This is a genomic window from Blastomonas aquatica (assembly GCF_014639875.1).
In the GTDB taxonomy this organism is placed as follows: domain Bacteria; phylum Pseudomonadota; class Alphaproteobacteria; order Sphingomonadales; family Sphingomonadaceae; genus Blastomonas; species Blastomonas aquatica.
This window is the reverse complement of record NZ_BMGD01000006.1, coordinates 178,587-200,274: the sequence shown is the minus strand read 5'-3', so window position 1 is coordinate 200,274 and position 21,688 is coordinate 178,587. Positions and strand designations below refer to the sequence as shown.

The 21,688-nt window shown below is 63.8% G+C and carries 13 protein-coding genes; 6 read left to right on the top strand and 7 right to left on the bottom strand.

The features are described 5' to 3' along the window. Nucleotides 1-259: 259 nt before the first annotated feature. The 3 genes from IEW00_RS15930 to IEW00_RS15920 all read left to right on the top strand — a co-directional run bounded on the left by IEW00_RS15930 (nucleotide 260) and on the right by IEW00_RS15920 (nucleotide 5,786). Nucleotides 260-2,629 (top strand): TonB-dependent receptor domain-containing protein, encoded by a 2,370-nt coding sequence (locus IEW00_RS15930; protein ID WP_229737089.1) that lies wholly within the window; start codon nucleotides 260-262, stop codon nucleotides 2,627-2,629. A 97-nt stretch (nucleotides 2,630-2,726) separates the two neighbouring features. Further along, entirely contained in the window at nucleotides 2,727-4,562 is a 1,836-nt protein-coding gene (locus IEW00_RS15925) for a methyl-accepting chemotaxis protein (protein WP_229737088.1), read from the top strand. Between the two features lie 183 nt (nucleotides 4,563-4,745). Continuing rightward, nucleotides 4,746-5,786, top strand: a complete 1,041-nt coding sequence (locus IEW00_RS15920) for a DUF2332 domain-containing protein (protein WP_188515404.1) — start codon at nucleotides 4,746-4,748, stop codon at nucleotides 5,784-5,786. Nucleotides 5,787-5,907: 121 nt separating this feature from the next. Here the strand turns inward: IEW00_RS15920 and IEW00_RS15915 are convergent, their stop codons facing one another. The 4 genes from IEW00_RS15915 to IEW00_RS15900 form a co-directional block, all read right to left on the bottom strand. Then, nucleotides 5,908-9,105 carry an autotransporter outer membrane beta-barrel domain-containing protein gene (locus tag IEW00_RS15915; RefSeq protein WP_308419342.1) on the bottom strand — a complete coding sequence of 1,066 codons (3,198 nt, stop codon included), beginning with the start codon at nucleotides 9,103-9,105 and terminating at the stop codon, nucleotides 5,908-5,910. A 166-nt stretch (nucleotides 9,106-9,271) separates the two neighbouring features. After that, a complete protein-coding gene (locus IEW00_RS15910; protein WP_188515402.1) occupies nucleotides 9,272-11,683 on the bottom strand; it encodes a TonB-dependent receptor in 2,412 nt (803 codons plus the stop codon). Then, a complete protein-coding gene (locus IEW00_RS15905) occupies nucleotides 11,670-12,629 on the bottom strand; it encodes a FecR family protein (protein ID WP_188515401.1) in 960 nt (319 codons plus the stop codon). Before IEW00_RS15905 ends, IEW00_RS15910 begins: the two co-directional genes overlap by 14 nt. Nucleotides 12,630-12,665: 36 nt before the next feature. Further along, nucleotides 12,666-13,178, bottom strand: a complete 513-nt coding sequence (locus IEW00_RS15900) for an RNA polymerase sigma factor (RefSeq protein WP_188515400.1) — start codon at nucleotides 13,176-13,178, stop codon at nucleotides 12,666-12,668. A 298-nt stretch (nucleotides 13,179-13,476) separates the two neighbouring features. On the opposite strand from IEW00_RS15900, the gene IEW00_RS15895 reads away from it, so the two are divergent. Next, on the top strand, nucleotides 13,477-13,911 hold the full coding sequence (locus IEW00_RS15895) for a hypothetical protein (RefSeq protein WP_188515399.1): 435 nt from the start codon (nucleotides 13,477-13,479) through the stop codon (nucleotides 13,909-13,911). Between the two features lie 97 nt (nucleotides 13,912-14,008). After that, a complete protein-coding gene (locus IEW00_RS15890; RefSeq protein WP_188515398.1) occupies nucleotides 14,009-16,141 on the top strand; it encodes a S46 family peptidase in 2,133 nt (710 codons plus the stop codon). A gap of 21 nt (nucleotides 16,142-16,162) precedes the next feature. On the opposite strand, the gene IEW00_RS15885 is transcribed toward IEW00_RS15890, so the two are convergent. After that, on the bottom strand, nucleotides 16,163-17,689 hold the full coding sequence (locus IEW00_RS15885) for a lipopolysaccharide biosynthesis protein (RefSeq protein WP_188515397.1): 1,527 nt from the start codon (nucleotides 17,687-17,689) through the stop codon (nucleotides 16,163-16,165). 262 nt (nucleotides 17,690-17,951) lie between these two features. Here IEW00_RS15885 and IEW00_RS15880 point away from each other — a divergent pair, with 262 nt between their 5' ends. After that, nucleotides 17,952-18,239 (top strand): hypothetical protein, encoded by a 288-nt coding sequence (locus IEW00_RS15880; protein WP_188515396.1) that lies wholly within the window; start codon nucleotides 17,952-17,954, stop codon nucleotides 18,237-18,239. Between the two features lie 72 nt (nucleotides 18,240-18,311). Here IEW00_RS15880 and IEW00_RS15875 read toward each other — a convergent pair whose 3' ends face one another. Next, entirely contained in the window at nucleotides 18,312-20,081 is a 1,770-nt protein-coding gene (locus tag IEW00_RS15875) for a SulP family inorganic anion transporter (RefSeq protein ID WP_229737087.1), read from the bottom strand. 3 nt (nucleotides 20,082-20,084) lie between these two features. Then, nucleotides 20,085-21,680 (bottom strand): bifunctional protein tyrosine phosphatase family protein/NAD(P)/FAD-dependent oxidoreductase, encoded by a 1,596-nt coding sequence (locus tag IEW00_RS15870; protein ID WP_188515395.1) that lies wholly within the window; start codon nucleotides 21,678-21,680, stop codon nucleotides 20,085-20,087. Nucleotides 21,681-21,688 lie beyond the last annotated feature (8 nt).

Below are 21,688 nucleotides of genomic sequence, written 5' to 3'. Positions count from 1 at the left end.
CGAACAGATTCGCAAAAAAAGGTCCCATCGCGGCACGGCTCAAACCGAGCTGTCTATAATTTGCCTAACGACGTCGATGCCGATTCCCCGGCGATCTCAACAATGCGTCGGTGACATGGGACCGCTTTTCATGAGTAAAATACGCCTTCTTCTGACTGTAGCTCCGCTTGCGCTAGCAACTCCCGCATTTGCGCAAGACGCCTCGCCCCAGAGCAAAGCTACTGCAGAGCAAGAAGCTGCCAAGGAGCAGCCCAAGGACATGTTTTCGACTGGCGTCGCCAAGGGTCGCGACGCGCTCGATAGCGCGACGTCCACCAGCGTGCTCCGGTCTGCGGAGATCGAGAAGCTGGGTGCGCGCAGCCTGGCCGAGGTGCTGCGCAATATTCCCGGTATCCGTACCGAGTCATCGACCGGTGAAGGCAATTCCAATTACACGATCCGCGGCCTTCCGCTCGCCTCTGGCGGTTCGAAGTACATGCAAATCGAGGAAGATGGTCTGCCGGTGCTTGAGTTCGGCGATATCTTCAACGTCGCCTCTGACATCTTCATCCGGTATGACTTCAACATTGGTCAGGTCGAGGCCATTCGTGGCGGATCGGCATCGACTTTCGCATCCAACTCGCCTGGCGGCGTGATCAACCTGATCTCGAAGACCGGTGACGTCGAAGGCGGTGCGATCGCCATCACCACTGGTCTTGATTTTGATACCAAGCGGCTCGACTTCAGTTACGGTACCAAGCTGACCGACACGCTGCGCATGCATATCGGCGGCTTTTATCGCTCGGGCGAAGGTCCGCGCGACGTCGGCTTTAATGCCTACAAGGGCGGCCAGCTCAAGTTCAACATCACCAAGGAGCTGCCCAACGGCTATATCCGGCTGCACGCCAAGTGGCTGGATGATCGCTCGCCGCAATATGCGACGGCCCCTGTCGCTATCACCGGTACCGACGCGAACCCGTCATATGCCTCGTTCGCCAATTTCGACTTGAAGAAGGACTCGGTCCTATCGAACAATCTTCCGGGATTGGTTACGCTCGACGGCAACAACCAGCCCCAGAACTACAACCTGTCCGATGGCATGCACGCACAGGTCAAGTCGATCGGGCTCGAGGCACAGTTTGATCTTGCCGGATGGACGATCACCGAGCGCTTCCGCTATTCCGACATCTCGGGAAGCACGCTGCGCAACCAGTTTTTCAGCGCTTTTTCAGGCGATACCGTTCTGGCGTCGCTGGGCGCAGCAGGGGGGTCGCTCAGCTATGCGGGTGGACCCAACAGCGGTAGCGTCATCACCAACCCTGGCGCGCTCAACGGCAACGGCGTTATCGGCAATATGCTCGTCGCGCGGGTCAATGCCGAATCGCTCGACAATGCCAGCAACGACCTTCGCGCCACGCGGGTCTGGGAAGTGGGCGGCGGCAAGCTGACCACCACCGTCGGCGTGTATAAATCGAACCAGGCGATCAAGAGCGTCTGGCTTTATGGTAACACGCTGCAGGAAATGCTGGGCGGAGGCGACGCAGCGTTGCTCAACGTGCGCGACGCAGCCGGCACATTTCTGACGCAGGACGGCTTCCGCGCGTTCGATCTGGGCCCGACCATCGGCGTTGCCCCCGGGACCTTCCGCCGCAAGTTCGATGTCGATTATGACATCACTGCGCCCTACGGCTCGCTGAACTTCCATATCGGCGATATCGCGATCGGCGGCAGCATCCGCTACGACATCGGCAAGGTACGCGGACAGCTGTTCGGTTCCGATCTGGGTGGTGGCCGGGTGGGCAGCACGTCCTTCGACTTCAACGGCGATGGCAGCTTTTCACTGGCAGAGACGCGTACCGGCTTCCTGCCGTTGTCGCGCCCCGCACCTGTCGACTACAACTATGATTACATCAGCTACTCGACGGGCGTAAACTGGCGCATTTCCGAACCTTTCGCGGTCTTCGCACGTTACAGCAAGGGCGCCCGCGCCAGCGCCGACAAGATCCTGTTCACCAGTTCGGTGAGCGCGATTGACGGCAGCCTTATCGATCGTACCGCCGCGTTTGACACGGTGACGCAAACCGAAGGGGGCTTCAAGTTCCGCAAGGACAACATGACGCTCAATGTCACCGGCTTTCTCGCGGATACCACCGATCGCAACATTCAAGGTGGTACCGGGCTTGAGATCCTGCGCAACTACCGGGCTTATGGTGCTGAAGTCGAGGCGAGCTATCGCACCGGACCGTTCAGCCTCACCGGCAACATGACCTACACCAACGCGGAAATCCGCAACGACAACCTCAACGCTGCGTTCAACGGCAACACGCCGCGGCATCAGCCCGACTTCATTTTCCAGCTGACGCCGCAGTACGATGCCGAGCAACTGACTGTGGGTACCAATATCGTTGGCACTACCAAGAGCTTTGCGCAGGACGGCAACGGCCTGGTGATGCCGGGCTTCACGGTGGTCAATGCCTTCGTGCAGTTCCGCCCCACCGAGCGCATCCAGCTGATGCTGAATGCCAACAATCTGTTCGACACCCTGGGCTTTTACGACATCGCCCAGAACGCCGTGCCCGCAAACGGTATCGGCTGGGGCCGCGCGATCAACGGTCGCACGGTGTCAGCTTCTGCCCAATTCTCGTTCTGACCCCAAGCTACCGCCGGCGGCTCAGGCTGCCGGCGGTCGGCCGATCAATTTTGCTTCCCGCACCGACACAGGAAAAGATTCTGCAATGCTTCAATCCATGAACATTCCGCGCAAGCTCGCACTGTCATACGTGCTGATCTGCGCATCAGCAGCGATTGTGATGTTCGTGTTCTTCATGAACATCAGCCTGATCGGATCGACCACGACGGGAAACAATCTGGCTCAGTCGATCCATTCAAAAACGATCACGCTTGAAACGGCGGTGCTCAGACAGAACAGCCAACTCCGCGGCTTTCTGGTCACCGGCGATACCAGCTATCTCAAGTCCTATGACGAGGGCCGGGAAGAGTATGACCTGACCTCGAAGGAGCTCGAGGAGCTTCTCGAAGATCCTGCGCAGAAGGCTCTGGTGGTCAAGTCGCGCGAGGAGACGCTGGCCTGGCGCAAGAAATGGGGCGACCCGATGATTGCCAGGGTCAAGGCTGGACAGCGCGCCGAGGCCGTGGAAGCGGTTCGCCGGGCTGGCAAGGCGGTGCTGGTCAGCGCAGCGGTGTTGCCACTGCGTGACGTCCGTGATGCAGCGGTGAAGCTGATCGATGAGAATTCGGCCCTGCAGGATGGCGCAATCGCGTCGGCCCGGATCACGCTGTTCGTCGGGGCGCTGGCCCTGATCGGAATTGCCGCAACCTTGGCGATCGTGCTCAGCCGTATCATCGCCCGGCCCGTCAGCGCGCTGACCCGGACGATGGCCGATCTTGCCAATGGCCGGGTTGACATTGCAGTGCCCGATGTGGAGCGCGGCGACGAGCTTGGCGATATGGCGCGCGCCGTGCTGGTGTTCCGCGATGCAGCTGTCGCCAAGCAGGCCGCCGAAGCCGAAGCCGCCAAGGCAGAGGCTGCCCAGCGGATGGTCGTCGAGACCGTATCCACGCATCTGTTGGAACTGGCGAACGGCAATCTCACCGCCACGATCGAGACCGAGTTCCCCGCCAGCTACAGCTCGGTAAAAACCAATTTCAACAACGCGATAACGGGCCTGTGCGCATTGATTTCGTCGGTGGCTGAAGCGGCGGCGGCTATTCGTACCGGCTCCAACGAGATCGCCCATGCGTCCGAGGATCTGGCGCGACGGACCGAAGCCAACGCAGCGAGCCTTGAGGAAACGTCGGCCGCCGTCAACCAGATGGACCAGAGGCTGAAGGCAACCGCGCAGGCCGCGACCCAGACGGTGGAACGTGCCAACGGTGCCATCAACACCGTATCAAACGGCCGCGATGTGGCCGACGAGGCGGTGAATGCGATGAGCCGGGTCAGCGAGAGCGCCAAGGGCATCGATAGCGTGATCGAAGGTCTCGACAAGATCGCCTTCCAGACACGGGTGCTGGCGATGAACGCTGCGGTCGAAGCTGGCCGTGCTGGCGAGGCGGGGCGCGGCTTTGCCGTGGTCGCCGATCTGGTGTCGGCGCTGGCGATGCGTGCCGAGGAGGAAGCAGGTCGCGCCCGCGATCAGCTTACCGCCACCCAGGACGATATCGGGGCAGCCGTCAACATGGTGCAGAAGGTCGATTCCGCGCTCGCCAACATCTCCGGCGACGTTAGGGAAGTCCATGCGTTGCTGGGCCGGATCGCCGATGACAACAATGCGCAATCGTCGACCATCGGTGAAGTCAGCAGTGCCATCAGCACGATGGATCATGCCACCCAGCAGAATGCCGCGATGGTGGAGCAGACTTCGGCCGCAGCCCGCAATCTGGCAGGTGAGGTCACCAACCTGGCGGAGCAGGCCGGAAAGTTCAACGTCGGTGCGCCTAACCGGTACAACAAGCCTGCTGGGGCAAGTGCCAAGTTTGGCGGACCTACCCGCAATCTCCCGGCCGCGGCGGTCGCTGCGCTGGCGAGGCCCGATTCCGCAGACGAATGGAGCAGCTTCTGAGGCGCAGTCTTGCGTGATGTCCCGGCGGCTTTGACAGTCGCCGGGGCCTTCACCTGATTTTCGCCCTCCCAGCGACGATTGCGCTGGTTCGATTCCCGGCAGTTGCGCTTGCCGTACTGCTGGTCTCTCCCGGTCGGCGCCGCCCTGGGACAGATGGTGTTCCAATTGCGCGCGGAAAATGACATGAACATGATCGTGCATCCCGGTAGCAGCTCGGAGTTGCGCCGCCAGTCCTGGCGCGCGCGCCTGCTCGGGTCGCCCTTTGTCGCAGACGTGCTTGCCGCCGCAGACCGTCAACTGGTGCACGCGCCTCGTACGGCGGCGCTGATCGCCAACTGGCAGGGCGATGCGGCTGCTGCGGCACTCGGACTGCGGCTCAATTCAGCCGTCCACGCTCTGGCCCGGCGTGGCATACCGCCGGTGCTCAAAGCACTGTTCGACCACAGGCACAACGACTTTGACGGTGCGCTCGCCACGACATTCGAGACCGAGGACCGTTTCATCGCCAACTGGATGCGTAGCCCGACGCAGACCAACGAGGTCGGCCGTGCCGCAGCGCTGGCAGCCGCGCTGCTTGTCGCCCGCGGCGCAACGGGTCTTCCCGCCGAGGTGCTTGAGCTTGGGGCCAGCTGCGGGCTGAACCTCAATCTGGGGCGCTATGGCTATGACCTGGGTGGCAGGATCGCCGGCAATCAGGATTCTGCGGTGCATATCGCACCCAGATGGAACGGCAGCGCACCACCGGCAGAACCGCTGGAGATCGTTGAAGCCCGGGGGGTCGATCTCAATCCGCTTGATCCGCGCGATCTGGCCACGCGTGAACGGTTGTTGGCGTATGTGTGGGCCGACCAGCCCAGGCGCACAAAACGTCTTGAGCAGGCGCTCGAGATCGCGCAGCTGGCAGTCCCGGACGTGGAAGGCGCCGATGCGCAGATTTGGCTGGAAGAACGGTTCGCCGAGCCCCAAGCCGCAGGAACATGCCGCGTCGTGGTCCATTCCATGGTGCTGCAATATCTGGGCCACGACCAGCGCGAGGCGCTGGGCACAATGTTCCAGGAGGCAGGGCATCGCGCTTGCAGCAAGCGCCCGCTGGCCAGGATATCGTTCGAATGGAACCAGGCACGCACTGAGGTGCACCTCAAGCTCACAACCTGGCCCGGACAGACCACCCGGCTTCTGGCGGTCTGTGACCCCTATGGCGACTGGATTGATTGGCGGGGGTAAGGCGCTACCGGCTCGTCGACGATCGCTAAGCGGCAGCGACGTTTGGTGACTTCTCTTTCAACTGTTGTGAACCTATCCGGGCCTTCAGCGACTTCACCAAAGGCCCGGACTGTCTGCTTCTTCAGAACCCGACGCGCAGCGATACGCGGGCGTTGAGCGCGAGCTTTTCGTATTGCTCTTCGGCGCCGAGCTCGCCCGCGAGCGAGAAGCCTTCCTGACCGCCGATCACGCGCAGACCGCCGATCCAGCCATCGTTGCGCGCATCGGGGGCCAGCGTGAACGCTGCGCCGTTCTTGAACTGCGCGGTGGTATCGCCCAGCGATCCGCCGACGATCTGGCGGCGTCCGCCCTCGATCTCGGCGCGGATCCAGACATCACCGGCAGCCAGGCTACCCAGATCATAGCCGGCCACCAGCGTGCCGTTGACCGCGATCTCATCACTGCTGCGCTTGTCGACGGTGAGGTTGAAAGCGTCCCCCCCTCCCGTCTCGGCGAAGCCGTCCTCATCGAGCCGGTAATAATCGATCGATGCAGCAGGCCGCAGAACCAGGCGCTTGCCGATCCGTGCCTCGTAGGAAAATCCGGCCGAGGCGCTGTACAGCTGGCCCGACCATTGTCCCTGCGCCACGCGCTCGACCAGATCACCTGCGAGCGTATAGGCAAACCGGCGGGTGCCTTCGAAATCGATCTGTGCAGCAGAGCCGCGCGCAAACGCCCGCAACGGCCCCCAGTTGCCACGCCAATGCGCGGCAAGCTCGTAATGGCCCGAACGGACCTCGTTGCCGGTATCGGTGTCGTCATTTCTGCCGTTGAGATACGCGAGCGACACGCCGAAATTGCCGACATCCCCCGCCTTGATCTCGGCCCCGGCCGATGCGCCCCAGCCGCTGGTGTCGAACGCGGCGGTGCCACCGCGGTCCTTGGCGCTGCCCCAGACGGTCTGCTGCAGCCAGAAGCCCCAGTTGCCCTGGTCGCTATAGGGCGCCGACGTGTCGGTGAGGAACCGCGCGATGGCGCGCGAGCCCTGCGTCACCGTGGCGAAGGTGCCGCCGGCATGATCGGGGAGCATCTGCTGCATTGCTGCGCTCGCCTGCTCGGCATTGCCGATCGCAAGGAAGCTGCCTGCGACGGCAGCGTCGCTGTCGAGTGCCTTGAACACTGAATCATAGGCGCTTGCCTGCGATGCCGACAGGCCAAGCTCGGTGGTCGATTTGCGCTTGATGTCGACAGACACCGTGCCCGCCGCGTCGTTGCCTGAGATCACCGATTTGAACAGGAACGGCAGAGCGACGCTGGAAGCGACGATGTTGGCAGATCCGGTCAGCGTCCCCGCAGTGACGATCTGGTAGGTTCCTTCCGAGTTGCTGACATTGGCGAGGCTGACCGAAAGCTTCGATCCAGCCGCAAAGCTTGCGGGGCCTGCCACCGCGATCCGGGTGAACGTGCCCGCCTTACCGTCGATGGCAACTCCGATGGTGCCCTGATCGGTGACCGCAAGCGAGCCCAGGTTCACCGTTCCGAGGCTGGTGATCGCCAGCGTTCCGCCCGATACCGTCACCGCTGCCTGACCTGCACCGGTCAGCGATCCGCGAAGTTGCGCGGTACCCGACAGCGCGAGCGTGTCATTGCCGCCGCCCAGATCGAGCTTTCCGGCAAACACAGACTTGCCCGAAAGCTGCACGGTATCGGCGCCCGCGCCAAAGGTCGCATCGCCTGTCAGGCTGGACTCGCCACTGGCCACGAGCCGGTTGTTGCCTGCACCAAAGCGCATCGCGCCGGTGACGCTGCCCGCTGATACCTCGAGCAGGTCATCGCCCGAGCCGAAGCGGATGTCGCCCGTGATCGACGGCCTGCCGGTAGCCGTCGTCGCGCTCTGGCGCACGGCGGTGCCTGTTGTGTTGGCCGAAAGATCGATCGCGATGGCGCGGTCGGCCGCGGGCTTGGCGCTGATCGCGCTGATCGCGCCGGTGTTCTCGATGGTACGCAGCGAACCTGACAGGTCGATGATCGCGCCAGCCGATCCGTCGGTGGCGGCGGTCGCGGCGATCTTGCCGCTGTTCGACAGGCTGGTGAGCGTACCGCCTGCATCGATCACCACCGCGCGCACCTGGCTGGTCGCGGTGCTGCCACCGGCAGCCTCGATCGTGCCGGTGTTGCGCAATACCGGAACGCTGCCCTGCGCGCCTATGCGGATCGCGGTGGCATTGCCGCCGACCGATGCTGCCCCAACCGAGCCGTTGTTGAGGATGCCGCCCGTGATCGTGGTCGCGTTGCCCAGACCGCCGATGACCAGACCGTTGGCGGCAACGTCCTTGTAGACGCCGCTGCCCAGGACCCGGCCATTGATCACCATTCCGTTGCCTGCAGCCGCAGTTCCCGCGACCGCTCCGATGGTCACCGCTTCGGTTGCCGAGCCGATCTGCACCGCAGGCGCTGTTCCGAATGAGGTGATCGATGCTGTGCCTTCGCTGGCGTCGTCGATGCCGTCCTTGTCTTCATCCTTGTCATCAGGATTGGTGTTGCGCGGTGGGGCATCGAACAGGATGCCGCCGGCCACCGATCCTGCCACCGACAGCGCCGGGCCGCCCTGGAGCAGGTCATCGGCATCGAGCTTACTCACATCGGCGGGCGCGGTGGTGCTGCGATACCCGGTCGCGGTAATGACGCCCTGCACGGTGAGCGCCCCCCCGATCGGGCCGGTCAGCGCCACGCCGGTAGCATTCGCTCCGGCGGCCACGATCGATCCGGTCAGCGCGACGTTTCCGCTCACCGCACCCGCGCGCACGCCGACCGAATTGTTGCCCAGCACCGAGATCGCACCGCTGCTGGTCAGCGATCCGGTGAGGGGGCCTTCCAGGCTGATCGCGGCGCTGTCATTCCCCTCGATCGTAATCGTGCCGCTATTGATGACCGACCCGGTGAACGCGCCGAGCGTCCGGATGCCGAACCGGTTGGATCCCTGTGCGAAGGGACCGTCAATATCGCCATCGCCGTCGGTGTCGGTCGGCGTATAGTTTTCGTCGATCGTGATCGTGCCCCTGTTGGTGATTGTCGCTGCGGTCCCGGCCTGCGCAACGATCCCGGCGGAGTTGCTGGCATCGGTGATCTGGATGGTCCCCTCGTTGGTGACATTGTGGTTGCTGTTGACCGTTACCGCGACACCCGATGTCGGCTTGATCGACCCGGTGGTGGTGATCTTGATGCTGTCGGCAGCATTGTTGTTCGCGGTCGCAGTGGCAATCGGAGTGGTGCGCGCGGTGCTCACGCTGGTCTCGGCAAGCGCGGCAGCCTGGGGAAGCAGCAGGGAAATCGGGGTCAAGCAGGTACAGGCCAGCAACAGGCGCATGAAACGTCCTTTCAGAGTTTTGGAGAAGAGCTTTGAGCTTCACTGACCAAGACGCTGCGGAGGATTCAGACCCGTATTGCGGAGTGTGGCTGAACACTCATACTGCGCTCAGTTGATTGAAAAATAACGATTAAAGTCTTCAGAAACTGAAGTCTGCACCGATTTTGATGGTCCGCGGGCGCAGCGGCGTGATCTGGTCGCCCAGCGGCAGCGTGAAGGGCGATCCCAGCGCAAAGCGATTGCCGCGGCTGTCGAGCAGGTTGGTCGCCTGAAGCCATATCGTCCGCGCGCCACGTGTGATGCTGGCCGAAAGCGAGGTGTCGAGGACATCGCCCTGCTCCACTCCCAGCACCGGTCCGATGCCCAGACGCGATCGCCCGGTATAGCGCAGCGATCCAGCGAGGGTCAGGTCACCAGCAGCGCCCAGCGTCGTCCGATAGCTCGCGCTCATCCGTCCCGAAAGCCGCGCGACATTGGGCAGGTCGTTGCTCTCGGCAACCACCGCGCCTGCCGGGATGCTGGCGAAATCGAACCCGGCACGGTTGGCGGGCAGCACGAAAATGCCCGCTGCCGGATTGACTAGGCGGCTGTCGGCCCACACCGCCGAGGCTTCGAGCGACACGGCGGGGACCGGCTGCCAGGCCAGCGTCGCATCGATCGTGACAATGCGGCCGTTGCCGATATTCTCGGTCGCCGGTAGTCCGTCGCTGTCAATGAGATCGGCCTGGATGTTGCGCCAGCGGGTATAGGCCATGGTGACATCGCCGCTCAATGTGCTGCCGGTAAACGCAAGGCCCGCCTCGACCGCAGAGACATTGTCGGGAAGATAGCGCCGTACCATGCCGTTGCGCACGCCGATTCCGCCGGGACGAAAGCCCTCCTGATAACGCGCATGCCCCGATAGCGCGCCAGAGAACCGGTAGCGCAACCCTGCCGACGGAAGGAACGCAGTCTGCTGACGCCGCGCGCTGCTGCGCGCGAGGACCGCGATTGCGGCAAAAGGCGTGTCGAGCGCCTCGCCAGATAGGCGGACATGGCTCACCCTTCCGCCGACATCAAGAAACAGCCTGTCGGTCGCCGGGATCGCCACTTCGGCAAAGGCGGTGGCTTCATCGACCTCGTTTTCGATCCCGGTAATGGCTGATGACCGTTCGACCGAACCGCGCGCGCGCCGGATGCGATAGCGGTTGTTGAGCACGCTGGTCCCTGCGAGCCAGCCGATGCCACCTGAAGCCTCGCCCGATAACCGTGTCTCATTGGTGATCAGCTGTGTCTCGCCGTGTTGGCGGAACAGGCTGGGTGCGGCGCCCGGCTGGCTTGCGTCGAAGGTTTCTGACAGGTCGAGACGCGTCGCGGTGGTGGTCGAGAGCAGCTCGAAACTGTCCCACTGCTTGCCGACCGCGAGCTGTCCCAACCGAAATCGGTTGCGGAAGGGTTGCGCAAACGGGCTTGCCCGGTCGAGCCGGTCGCCGATCCGGTCGGCATACTGGCTGTCACGCCCGTCGATATTCTGCGCTGCAGCCATCAGGTCGATGGTCCAGCCATCGCCCGGCTCGAGCCGCGCCGAAATCCGCCCGCCGATGGTGTCGACACGATTGATGTCGTCACGCTCGCGCAGTCGGTCGTCGATGTAGCCGCCCTCACGGCTGCCATAGACCACCGCGCGGATGCCGAGCGTACCCGGCACGATCGGTGCGTTGAGCACCGCGCTTCCATCGACCGAGGGGTTGCCGTGCTGGGTCGCGGCAAGCGAGATCGACTGCGCACCCTGCCAGTCCCCCAGATCGGGCATATTGGGAAGCAGCCGGATGACCCCGCCCAAGGTTCCTGCACCATAAAGCGTGCCCTGAGGCCCTTGCCGGACCTCGATCGTGTTGAGATCGACCAGCCTGAGATCGGGATCGGGGGCATTGTAGTTGAGGCGTGCAGTCCCGAGGTACTGGCCGACCACTGCCTGTGTCGGCCCGTTAAAGCTCGAGTCCGCGATAGCGCGCAGGAACAGCCGGTTGCGGCCTGGGCCAAGCTGGGTCGAACCCAGGCTGGGCAACCGCTCGATCAGCGCATCGGATCCGCGGCCCTGAGGCCCCAGAACGAAGTCGCCATCGAGGTGGAGGTGACCAAACATGTCTCGGCTCAGCGTTTCGGCAGTTGCCGGCCGCGCGGTGACGACGATCTCCTCGACCGGATCTGCAACCTGGGTTGGCATTGCTATCGCCAGGCGGATCGGTGCGCCGCTGCGCCGGCTTGCCGACGTGATGCGGGTAATCCGCCAATGGCCCGTCGCGAGCCTGACCGGACGCGCGTCGGTGTCCTTGAGCATCCGCTCGAGCGCCTGCTCGGGGGTCATCCGTCCGCGCAGCCGTCGCACCCGGTGCGCGCCGAGCCGCGGGTCACCGATGCCGATAGTGATTCCTGCTTGGCGCCCCAGCGCGATGATCGCAGCATCCAGCCGGCCCGAGGCGATATCGATCGACACCGGTGCCTGCGCCAGCACCGGCGAGGCGAGCATCGCAACGGGAAGCGCCAGCAGGGCGAGGCTAGGGGTTCGCATCGCTGCCGATCAGCTCCCAGCCATCACCGCGGCGGACGGCGCGGGTACCCAGCACCGGCGCGATCGATGCGACGGCCTGCGCGCCGCGGCCCCGAATCTGGATGACCCCGCTGAAAGGGCGCGCAGAGATTGCAGGTGCAACTGCAATCCGCGCGCCCAGGCCCCGCTCGAGCGCGGCGGCGACATCAGCCAGCGGGGTATCGGCAAAGCTCAGCTGGCCAGAGCGCCAGCTGCCCACCTGATCGATTGGAATGGCCGAGACCGTCACTTGGTCGGTGACGTTATCGACCCGTGCCCGGCGACCGGCGGGCAGCTGGACATTCTCACGCTCGGGATTGACGATCACCACCCCTTCGGAGACCGCGACATCAAGCGAAGTGTCATTCCGGATGACGTTGAACGCGGTTCCAGCATCGACCAGCCGGACATCGCCGGTTTCCACCACGAACGGATCGCTTGCATTGTGGCGCACCTCGAACAGCGCTTCGCCGCTTTCGAGCCGGGCAAAGCGGATGTCGCGCCGGTCGAGCGTTATCAGTGTACCGCCGTTGAGCAGGATGCGGCTGCCATCGGCGAGTTGAATGCTCTCGGTCTCCCCGATCGCAGTCGCCACCGCATAGGGCTGAGGCCGCATCTGCCAGACGGGAACCGCAACGATCGCCAGCACCGACGCGGCGATTGCGCCATACATCCAGCCGCGGCGGCTGGACGACCGCGGTGCGGCGCGGTCCTCGTCATTGGCGGGTTGCGGCAGAACCGGTGCAGCGATCGCGGCGAGATCGGGAATGACGTTGCCCGCTGCCATCGCCCGGTCGTACGCATCGGTATGACGCGGATCGGCCTCGAGCCAGCGGACAAGCCCGTCCCAACCGGCAAAATCGGCTTCCTGGGACGATAGCGCCCATTCGATCGCCTGCTGGCGGATAAGGTCTTCGGTGCTCGTCATATCGTCCGTCCTGAAGCAAAGACGTCACGGCGGTTGTCAATCCGCATCCTGCTTCTCCCGCCAGTGGATCAACGCGCGATAGGCCTTTTGCAGATCCTTCTCGACCGCGCTCAGGCTCAATCCCAGATCCTGCGCGATCTGGCGCTGGCCGATGCCCTCGATCCGGAACAACCGGAATATCTGCAGCACGCGCTCGCCTTCGGCTCTGAGCATCGCTTCGGCCTCATCGAGCGCGGCGCGTGCGATCAGGTGCCTGTCGGGAAGCGGCGCATCGGAGGCCTCGCCCGCGCCGCCCTGGACCGCCAGCCAGTCGGAATCGCGCTGGCGTGCGCGCTGCGCAGACCGGTAGCGGTCATGCATCACGTTGTTCGCCGCGCGGAACAGATAGCCGCGCGGATCGGCAATCGGGCCGGAATCGAGCGCGGACACCCGCAGCCAAAGGTCCTGCAGAACGTCCTCCGCCGCATCGCCCGCGCCACGTGCGCGCAGGAACCGCAGCAACGGCTCACGTTCGGCAATCAGGACGGCTTCGAGACCTTGGCGAGACATCGGATCGGATTTCTGACAATTTCAAAAGAGGAAATTGGGCTTGGCCCATGCACTCAGACGTCACAGGCTGCAAGCAACCGTACGCCGTTTCGCAGATCATGAAGAATTTTGCGCGACACCCCGATGCGGGTTTGCCAGGCCGGCGGCGTCTTCCGGGCAAAGCCAGCCAAACCCCAGGCTGGTTTGCACCGGTCCGGTCGGCCCCGACGGACCGGAGGCACCCTGAGCGGAAAGTCTCGACCAGCTTTCCGCTCAGGGGCCTCAAACCTACAGGCTGAAGGGCAGGAGTATCGCAACGGTGGCTTACCTGCAGACCGCAATATTGGCGATGGTGCTGGTTTCGGCAGCAGCGAGCGATGCGGGCACGGCAGCACCTGCATCTGCATCTGCCCCAGCAACCACCGGCCTGATCTTTGTTCCGCCCGTTGCCGACGACGCGGTCGGACCCGTCCGGCCCGAGGTCGATTGCATCATGGCATCACGGGTCCAATCGACGCGGATCGTAGAGGGTGTGGGCATCGTGTATAAGATGGCCGGGCGCAGACGGTTGCTGAACCGGCCCAGGCACGGGGTGCGGCAACTGCAGCAGCACCAGGTCCTGATCACCCGGCTCAGAGGCGCGTATCTGTGCGCGGGGGACATCGTGCAGCTCGCAGGCGGCATGTCCGGGATTGCAACCGGATCCATCGCGCTCGGGCGCTTCGAAGCCTATCAGCCAACCGCTGCCGATTAGGGCCCCCACCGCTGGGTATCCCTCATACCGCACGCTTGCTGACACCCGGCCGCCGGGCTATCTGGCGTCATTGCCCTGTTCCGGAGTGTTTTCTTTTATGCGTCATCCGCTATTGCTTGCGACCACCGCGTTGTTTTTGTCTGCGCCCGCTATCGCAGAAGAGGGTATGTGGCTTCCCGGGCAGACCCCTGCGCTGGGCGACACGCTGAAGCAGGCCGGCCTCGAGATTTCGCCCGCTGACCTTGGCGACCTGACCACCGCACCTTTGAACGCCATCGTCTCGCTGGGTGGATGTTCGGCCTCGTTCGTCAGTCCCGAAGGGCTGGTCGCGACCAACCATCACTGCGTCTACGGATCGATCCAGTACAATTCCAAGCCTGGCCAGGATTACCTGACCGATGGTTTCCTCGCCAAAACCAATGCCGATGAGGTGCAGGCCGCCCCCGGATCGCGGATCTATGTGATCGAGGATCTGCGCGATGTGACCGCCGCGATGACCAAAGGCGTAACCAGCAAGCTGGACGGGCTGGATCGCTACAACCGGCTCGAGGCCAATCGCAAAAGCCTGATCGCGGCGTGCGAAAAGCAGGCCAACCGACGTTGCGACGTTCGGCCGTATTTTGGCGGGCAGACCTATTTCTTGCAGCAGCAGCTCGAGATCAAGGACGTCCGGCTGGTCTATGCGCCCGCCGGCGGCATCGGCAATTTCGGCGGCGAGACCGACAACTGGCAGTGGCCCCGCCACACCGGCGACTTCGGCTTCTACCGTGCCTATGTCGCGCCCGATGGATCCTCGGCGCCTTATTCGGCGAGCAACGTGCCCTACAAGCCCAAGTCATGGCTTAAGATCGCCGACAAGCCGCTCGAAGACGGCGATTTCGTCATGGTCGCGGGCTTCCCCGGCGTTACCCAGCGGCACTGGACCGCCGCTGAAGTGCGTCACAATTTTGAGCAGGTCTATGCGATCGACCAGCAGCTGCGTGCGGATTACTCGACGGCGATCGAAAAGGCGGTAGGCGGCAACAAGGATGCCGAAATCAAATACGCCTCGATCCTCAAGGGGTCGGACAATTACAAAAAGAAGCTGCTGGGCGAGATCGCAGGCGCCGATGCGATCGATCTGCTGGGCCGCAAGGACAAGGCCGATGCGGACTTCCGCGCCTGGGTTGCGGCGGACCCTGCGCGCACTGCACAATACGGCCAGGCGCTGGCAGACCTCGATGCGTTGGTCAGCGAATCGAACCAGGCCCGGGTGGACAGCCTGCGGCTCGCCACGCTCAACCGCGCGCAGCTGCTGACCGCGGCACAGACGCTGTATCGCTGGGCGATGGAGCGCGAAAAGCCTGATGCCCAGCGCGAGCCCGGGTTCCAGGATCGCGACCGGCTTTCGATCCGCGAACGGCTGACCCAGGTCGAGCGGCGCTTCGATGCGGGTGTGGACAAGGTGCTGTTCCAGCAAGCGCTGGGCGAATATGCCAAGGTCTCGGCGGACAAGCGCAACGCCCCCCTCGAAGCGAAGATCGCAAGCACCGGCGTTGACCGGCTGTATGCGGACACGCAGCTTGGCGATACCGCCCAGCGGTTGGCTTGGATGGACAAGCCTGCGTCAGAATTCGACGCATCGACCGATCCCTTCATCCAGCTAGCCGTTGCCGCCTATCCCGGGCTGAAGACCGCCGAGGACAAGGCCAAGGAACGCGCCGGGCGCATGCAGGCGGCTCGCTCTCAGGTGATGGCAGGCCAGCTGGCGTTCGCAAAGGCGGAAGGTCGCACGCTGTATCCCGATGCCAACGGATCGCTGCGTTTCACCTATGGCAAGGTCACCGGCAAGCAGCGTGATGGCCTGATCTGGACGCCGTTCACCACCGCCGAGGGGCTGGTCGCCAAGCAGACCGGGCGCGGTGAGTTCGATGCGCCTGATGCGGCGATCTCCAAACTCAAGGCGCGCGATTTCGGCACTTACGCCGACGCAAAGCTGGGCACGCTTCCGGTCAATTATCTCTCGACCGTCGACATCACCAACGGCAACTCGGGCTCGGCCACGCTCAACGCGCGCGGCGAGTTCGTCGGGCTGGCGTTCGATGGAACGCTCGACGGCGTGGTCTCGGACTGGTCTTATGATGCCGCCATCAACCGCACCATCCATGTCGACAGCCGCTTCATGCTGTGGACAATGGAAAAGATTGACGGCGCGCAGAGGCTGCTGACCGAAATGGGCGTGGGGAACTAAGCTGCCAACAGGGCGGTGGGGTCAATCCCCGCCGCCCTGATTGTCTTCCTTGCTTTCGCCCTTGTTGCTGCGGAACAATTTCCGGTCTTCGGGGCCGAATCCGCGGCGCCAGATGATCCAGCCATAGACGACCATGATCGCCGGGATACCGATCGCGAGTTCGGCCCATTCGGGCAGCTTGGTAAAGCCCCAGCCGACCAAAGATGCGACCGCTGCGGCCCAGACCAGCGCCCAGCGCCAGCCGTTGACCGGCGCGCCGAGCAGCTTCGAGAGCAGCCGCGCCTTGACGATCGAGGCAAATCCCAGCGCGAGTGCCAAAGCGAGCGCGACACTGGCCGCCTGAAACAGTGGCGGCAGGCCCAATGCCTGCGCGGACAGGATCAGCACCACGCTCAACACCGCCTGCAGGGCGAGCATGGCAAGCGAGATCATCAGATTGCGGTGCCGCGCGACGTAAACCAACGCTGCTTCGCTGACTGCAGCGGTCGCGGCGACGACTTCGGCGGCCAGCAGGAAGGCGAGTGCGCCGGTTCCGCCTACGAAGTTCGGGCCGACCAGCCCCATCACGCCTTCGCCAGGGATGCCCAGCGCCAGCGCGACTCCGGTTTGTGCCGCGATGATCCAGAAGCCGACCTGGCTGACCTGACGGGCGATCTCGGTCAGTTTTCCTTCCTGAAGATTACGGGTGATCACCGGACCCAGGATCGGATCGAAGCTGGTCTTGAGCTTTTGCGGCAGGCTGGCGACCTGTTGCGCGATGTAATAGATGCCGACGACCGCAGGCGCTGCAAACAGCCCGAGGATCGCCAGATCGAGCCGCCGGCTACCCCATTCGATCGCATCGGCTGCTGCAAGCGGTGCGTTGCGCCGCGCCATCCGGGCGAGCTTCATCGGCTGGGGCTGCCAGCCAAAAGGCAGGCCATAATTGCGCAGCAACGGCCATAGCGAAGCGATGAACGCTGCCACCATCGATGCGATGTAGGACAGGATCAGGCCGTTCGCCGGGGTCCAATAAAAGAAAATCCACGCGGTGATGCTGATCGTCCACGGCTCGATCACTGATCGCGCACGCACCGTGGCGGCGATATCGAAGCGATAGGCCAGCGCCGCCAGCGCAATGTCCGATCCTGCGACGGCAAAGATGATCAGCGGCAGCAGCCTGTCGATCTCGCCCGCGGTGCTGTTAGGGAACATCAGTTCGGGGAATATCATGAGTAGCGTGGCCGCCGCCGCCGATGCGACAAAGCTGACCAGCAGCCCATCGGCCACGACCTGCGCATGCGGCCGCGATGTCCGCGCCAGCTGCGCAGCCAGACCACGCTTCAGCCCCAGCGTGGCGAGTTGGGCGGCAAACTCCACCACCAGGATCGCATAGGCAAACCGACCGAGCGATTCCGCGCCGTACAGCCGTCCGGCGATGAACAGGAAGGGCAGCCGGGCTGCGAGCCTGAGCAGAAAGCCGAAAAAGTTGGTGCGCCCGCCCTTTGCGAGCTTGGCGATATCACCGTCGGGCTTGGCGGTTGCATCAAGCGGCTCACCGGCCGGCACAGCCTGCTGCCTGCCGGATATTGCATCCGGACGCAGAGGCTCATGAGGCGGCGGCACTGATGTCAATGAACTGTTCCAACCCCAAAATCGGTCATGCTCTAAAGCAGCTTTGGCGGGCTTTGGCTAGGGCGAGCCTGTTGGGGTGGATATCTCCGGGCCTGCAAGGGATCGCAAAAAAAGGAGCGGACCGTTGCAACCATCTCGGGCGTCGCCCGTAAACTCGTCCATGCATTGAGCATGAAACAGGGTAGTGGAGCAAATTATGCGTAAACAGATTCTTACCGGCATCGCCGCAGTTGGTCTCATCAGCCTCGGCGCTTGTCAGAGCGAAGAAGCCGAACGGGTCGAGAACCAGGCTGAAGCCGAAGCTGAAGTTCTGGAAGACATGGCTGACCGTGCCCCGACCGACGCGCAGGAAGACGCGCTCGATGCGCAGGCTGACGCCGTGGAAGATGCTGGTGAAGCACGTGCTAACCAGATCGACAGTGAAGCTGGCGTTGTGACGCCGGGCACTGTCACGAACCAGCCGGGTACTGTCCCGAACCAGTAAACCTTCCCCTTCGAAGGTCGACGGACGGCGGTGAACCGAAAGGTTCGCCGCCGTTTTCGTGTGAGGTGCAGGTCAGATCAGCCCTCTGGCCGCCCACGGATCATCTCGCACGCGCGGCACGTCCTCATCTTCTGCAGCCACCAGCAGCGCTGCAAATGCTTTGTTTTGCGACAGCCAGATTTTCCCGGTCAGGTCAGCAACCAGATGGCTGCGTTCGAGCGCGTCCATCACCGGCCCCTTGACCTCGGACAGGTGCAGCTTGACGCCGGCATCGGCAAGCCGGTGATTGATCGCCTCAAGGCTCTCCAGCGCGGACGCATCGATGCCGTTGACCGCCGAACACATCAGGATGAGGTGACGCAGCCGGGGATGTTCGGCGACCTGCTCGAGCACGAACTCCTCGAGCCAGCGCGCGTTGAGATAGGTCAGGCTCTCGTCGATGCGGATCGTCAGGATGCGCGGATCGGTGAGCACGTTGTGGCGCTTGACGTTGCGGAAGTGTTCGGTCTCGGGCACCCGCCCCACGATCGCCGCATGCGGGCGCGAAGCGCGCCACAGGAACAACGCCAGCGAAAGGCCGACGCCCGCGATCACGCCGGGTTCCACGCCCGCCAGCAAGGTGACCAGCACCGTCACCGCCATCGCGGCGAAGTCTGGCTTGGAATAGCGCCAGATATGTCGCGGTGTTTTCAAGTCGACCAGGCTAAGCACCGCAACGATGATCGTAGCCGCTAGCGTTGCGATCGGCAGCGAGGCGAGTAACGGGGTGAGGAACAGCGCGGCGATGGCAATCCCAACGGCGGTGAACGCGCCTGCTGCGGGGGTCTCTGCGCCCGCATCGAAGTTGACCACCGAGCGTGCGAAGCCGCCGGTGACCGGATAGCCGCCGGTGAACGAGGCTGCGACATTGGCCGCACCCAGCCCGATCAATTCCTGGTCCGGGTTGATCCGCTGGCGCTTCTTGGCGGCCAGTGTCTGCGCCACCGAGACGCTCTCGACAAAGCCGATGACGCTGAGCAGCAATGCCGGGATCGCCAGCTGCTGCCAGAGCGCCGCATCAAACAACGGGACCGTGAACGGCGGCAGGCTTTGCGGTATCTGACCGACGACCCGCACGCCCTGCGCCTCGAGATCGAGCAATACCACCGCCAGCGTAGACACCGCGACCGCGGCGATCGGCCCGGCCTTGGCGGTGAGGTCAGCGGTGCGGGCTTTCAGCCCCAGCCTGATCAGCATCGGTTTCAGCCCCTTGCGCACCCAGAACAGGAACGCGGTCGAGACAACGCCTATGATCAATGTCGGCATGTTGGTGGCGTTAAGGTTGGCGATCAGCGTCGTCACCAGCTCGGGCATCGCCTCGCCGCTGGCCTTCACCCCAAGGATCGACTTCAACTGGCTGGTGGCGATGATCAGCCCCGAAGCGGTGATAAACCCCGACACCACCGGGTGCGACAGCAGGTTGGCGAGAAACCCCAGCCGCAGCACTCCCATCGCAATGAGCATCGTCCCGGACATGAATGCCAGCACCAATGCCGCTGCGATGAACTGCGCACTACCCGGTGGGGCGACGGCGCTGGCGGCGGTCAGTGTCATCAACGAGATCACCGCGACCGGGCCCACCGCCAGCGCGCGGCTGGTGCCGAAAAGGGCATAAGCGACGATCGGCAGGATCGAGGCATAGAGCCCGATTTCGGGCGGCAGTCCTGCGAGCATCGCATAAGCGAGGCTTTGCGGGATCAGCATGATCGTGACGATGGCTGCTGCAACCAGATCGTTGGTCAGGACAGTGCGGTTATAGCCCCGGCCCCATTCGAGCACCGGCAGATAGCGGGCAAGCGCCATGGATCAGGCGCCGATCATATGCGGTTTGACCATCCATTCGCGGCCCTTGAGCATCCCGTGCCAATAGATCGGCGGCAGGATGGTATCCTTAAGCAGCCACGACAGCCGCGAGGGCCTGGTCCCGTCGATCAGCCATGTGGGGAAGCTGGGGAGCAACTTTCCACCATAGCCGAATTCGGCGAGCACGATCTTGCCCGACTCCACGGTCAGCGGGCAGCTGCCGTAGCCGTCATAATCGGCGACCGGCGGCTTGCCTTCGAGCGCGGCGAGCACGTTGACCGCGACCACCGGCGCCTGCTTGCGCGCGGCGGCCATGGTCTTGGCATTCGATGCTGAGCAGGCATCGCCCAGCGCGAAAACATTGGCGTAGCGGGCATGGCGCAGTGTCGCCTTATCGACCTCGATAAATCCCGATGCCGCCGCGAGCGGACTGGAGCGAACGAAATCTGGCGCGGTCTGCGGCGGCACGACATGGATCATGTCGAAGCGCTCCTCGACGCGGGTCACGGTATCGCCCCGCTTTTGCTCGAAGGTAGCGAATCCGCCAGCGCCATCGACCGCGACCAGCTTCGATTCGAAATTGAGGTGCGCATTGTAACGCTCGACATATTCCATCAGCGCAGGGACATAGGCGGGCACGCCAAACAGCACCGCGCCTGCAGTGTGGAACTGCACGTCGATATTGGGCAACATACCCGATTTCTCCCAGCGGGTGCAGGAGAGATACATCGCCTTTTGCGGTGCGCCCGCACATTTGATCGGCATCGGCGGCTGGGTGAACAATGCGCGTCCCCCGCGCAGCCCATCGACCAGCTGGAGGGTATAGGGCGCAAGGTCATAGCGGTAATTGGAGGTCACGCCGTTGCTTCCCAACGTATCGGGCAGGCCGGGGATGGCATGCCAATCGAGCTTGATCCCGGGGCAGGCGACCAGCACGCGATAGTGCACGTCGCTGCCATCGGTCAGGATGACGCGGTCGTCCTCCGGAGCAAAGCCGCTGGCCGATGCGCGGATCCATTCGACGCCATCGGGCATCACCGACGCCTGCGAGCGGCGGGTGAATGGGGCGTCGAAAATGCCGCCGCCGACCATCGTCCAGCCGGGCTGGTAATAATGCACTTCGGACGGCTCGATGATCGCAATGCTGAGCTTCGCGTTGCGCTTGAGCAGGCTGGCGGCAGTCGCGATACCTGCGCTGCCGCCGCCGACGATCACGACGTCGAAGGTTCTGGCAGAGGGGTGGTGCTCAAGCGACGATAACGGCTCTGCACTGCCCCGGGCCATTTCATGCAACTTGGTCGAGCGCGCGCCCGAGCGGCAATAGGCCAGGACCGGAGCGGGCAGGGTGGCGAGCGCATTGGCCATCGCCTCGGCATCGGCGGCGGTGATCGCGCCCGACACGGCGGGCACATAGGCAAAGGCCAGTCCGTGCCGTGTCGCCTCTTCGCATATGGTCGCCTCAGAGACCTGGCCGGTCTCCTCGTCATCGGGCCGGTTGCAGATGATCGCGCGGAAGCCGAGCCTGGCAAGTTCAGCGATATCGTGCGGGGCGATCTGCGGTGAGACGCTGATGCGGTCGGTCAGTCTGGTGATCTGCATAGGTCTCT

Bases quoted from the DNA above. Each gene is read 5' to 3' on its own strand.
- IEW00_RS15900 (WP_188515400.1), bottom strand. From the start codon at position 13,178: ATGTCTCGCCAAGGTCTCGAAGCCGTCCTGATTGCCGAACGTGAGCCG.
- IEW00_RS15925 (WP_229737088.1), top strand. From the start codon at position 2,727: ATGAACATTCCGCGCAAGCTCGCACTGTCATACGTGCTGATCTGCGCA.
- IEW00_RS15890 (WP_188515398.1), top strand. From the start codon at position 14,009: ATGCGTCATCCGCTATTGCTTGCGACCACCGCGTTGTTTTTGTCTGCG.
- IEW00_RS15875 (WP_229737087.1), bottom strand. From the start codon at position 20,081: ATGGCGCTTGCCCGCTATCTGCCGGTGCTCGAATGGGGCCGGGGCTAT.
- IEW00_RS15905 (WP_188515401.1), bottom strand. From the start codon at position 12,629: ATGACGAGCACCGAAGACCTTATCCGCCAGCAGGCGATCGAATGGGCG.
- IEW00_RS15910 (WP_188515402.1), bottom strand. From the start codon at position 11,683: ATGCGAACCCCTAGCCTCGCCCTGCTGGCGCTTCCCGTTGCGATGCTC.
- IEW00_RS15880 (WP_188515396.1), top strand. From the start codon at position 17,952: ATGCGTAAACAGATTCTTACCGGCATCGCCGCAGTTGGTCTCATCAGC.
- IEW00_RS15870 (WP_188515395.1), bottom strand. From the start codon at position 21,680: ATGCAGATCACCAGACTGACCGACCGCATCAGCGTCTCACCGCAGATC.
- IEW00_RS15920 (WP_188515404.1), top strand. From the start codon at position 4,746: ATGAACATGATCGTGCATCCCGGTAGCAGCTCGGAGTTGCGCCGCCAG.
- IEW00_RS15930 (WP_229737089.1), top strand. From the start codon at position 260: ATGTTTTCGACTGGCGTCGCCAAGGGTCGCGACGCGCTCGATAGCGCG.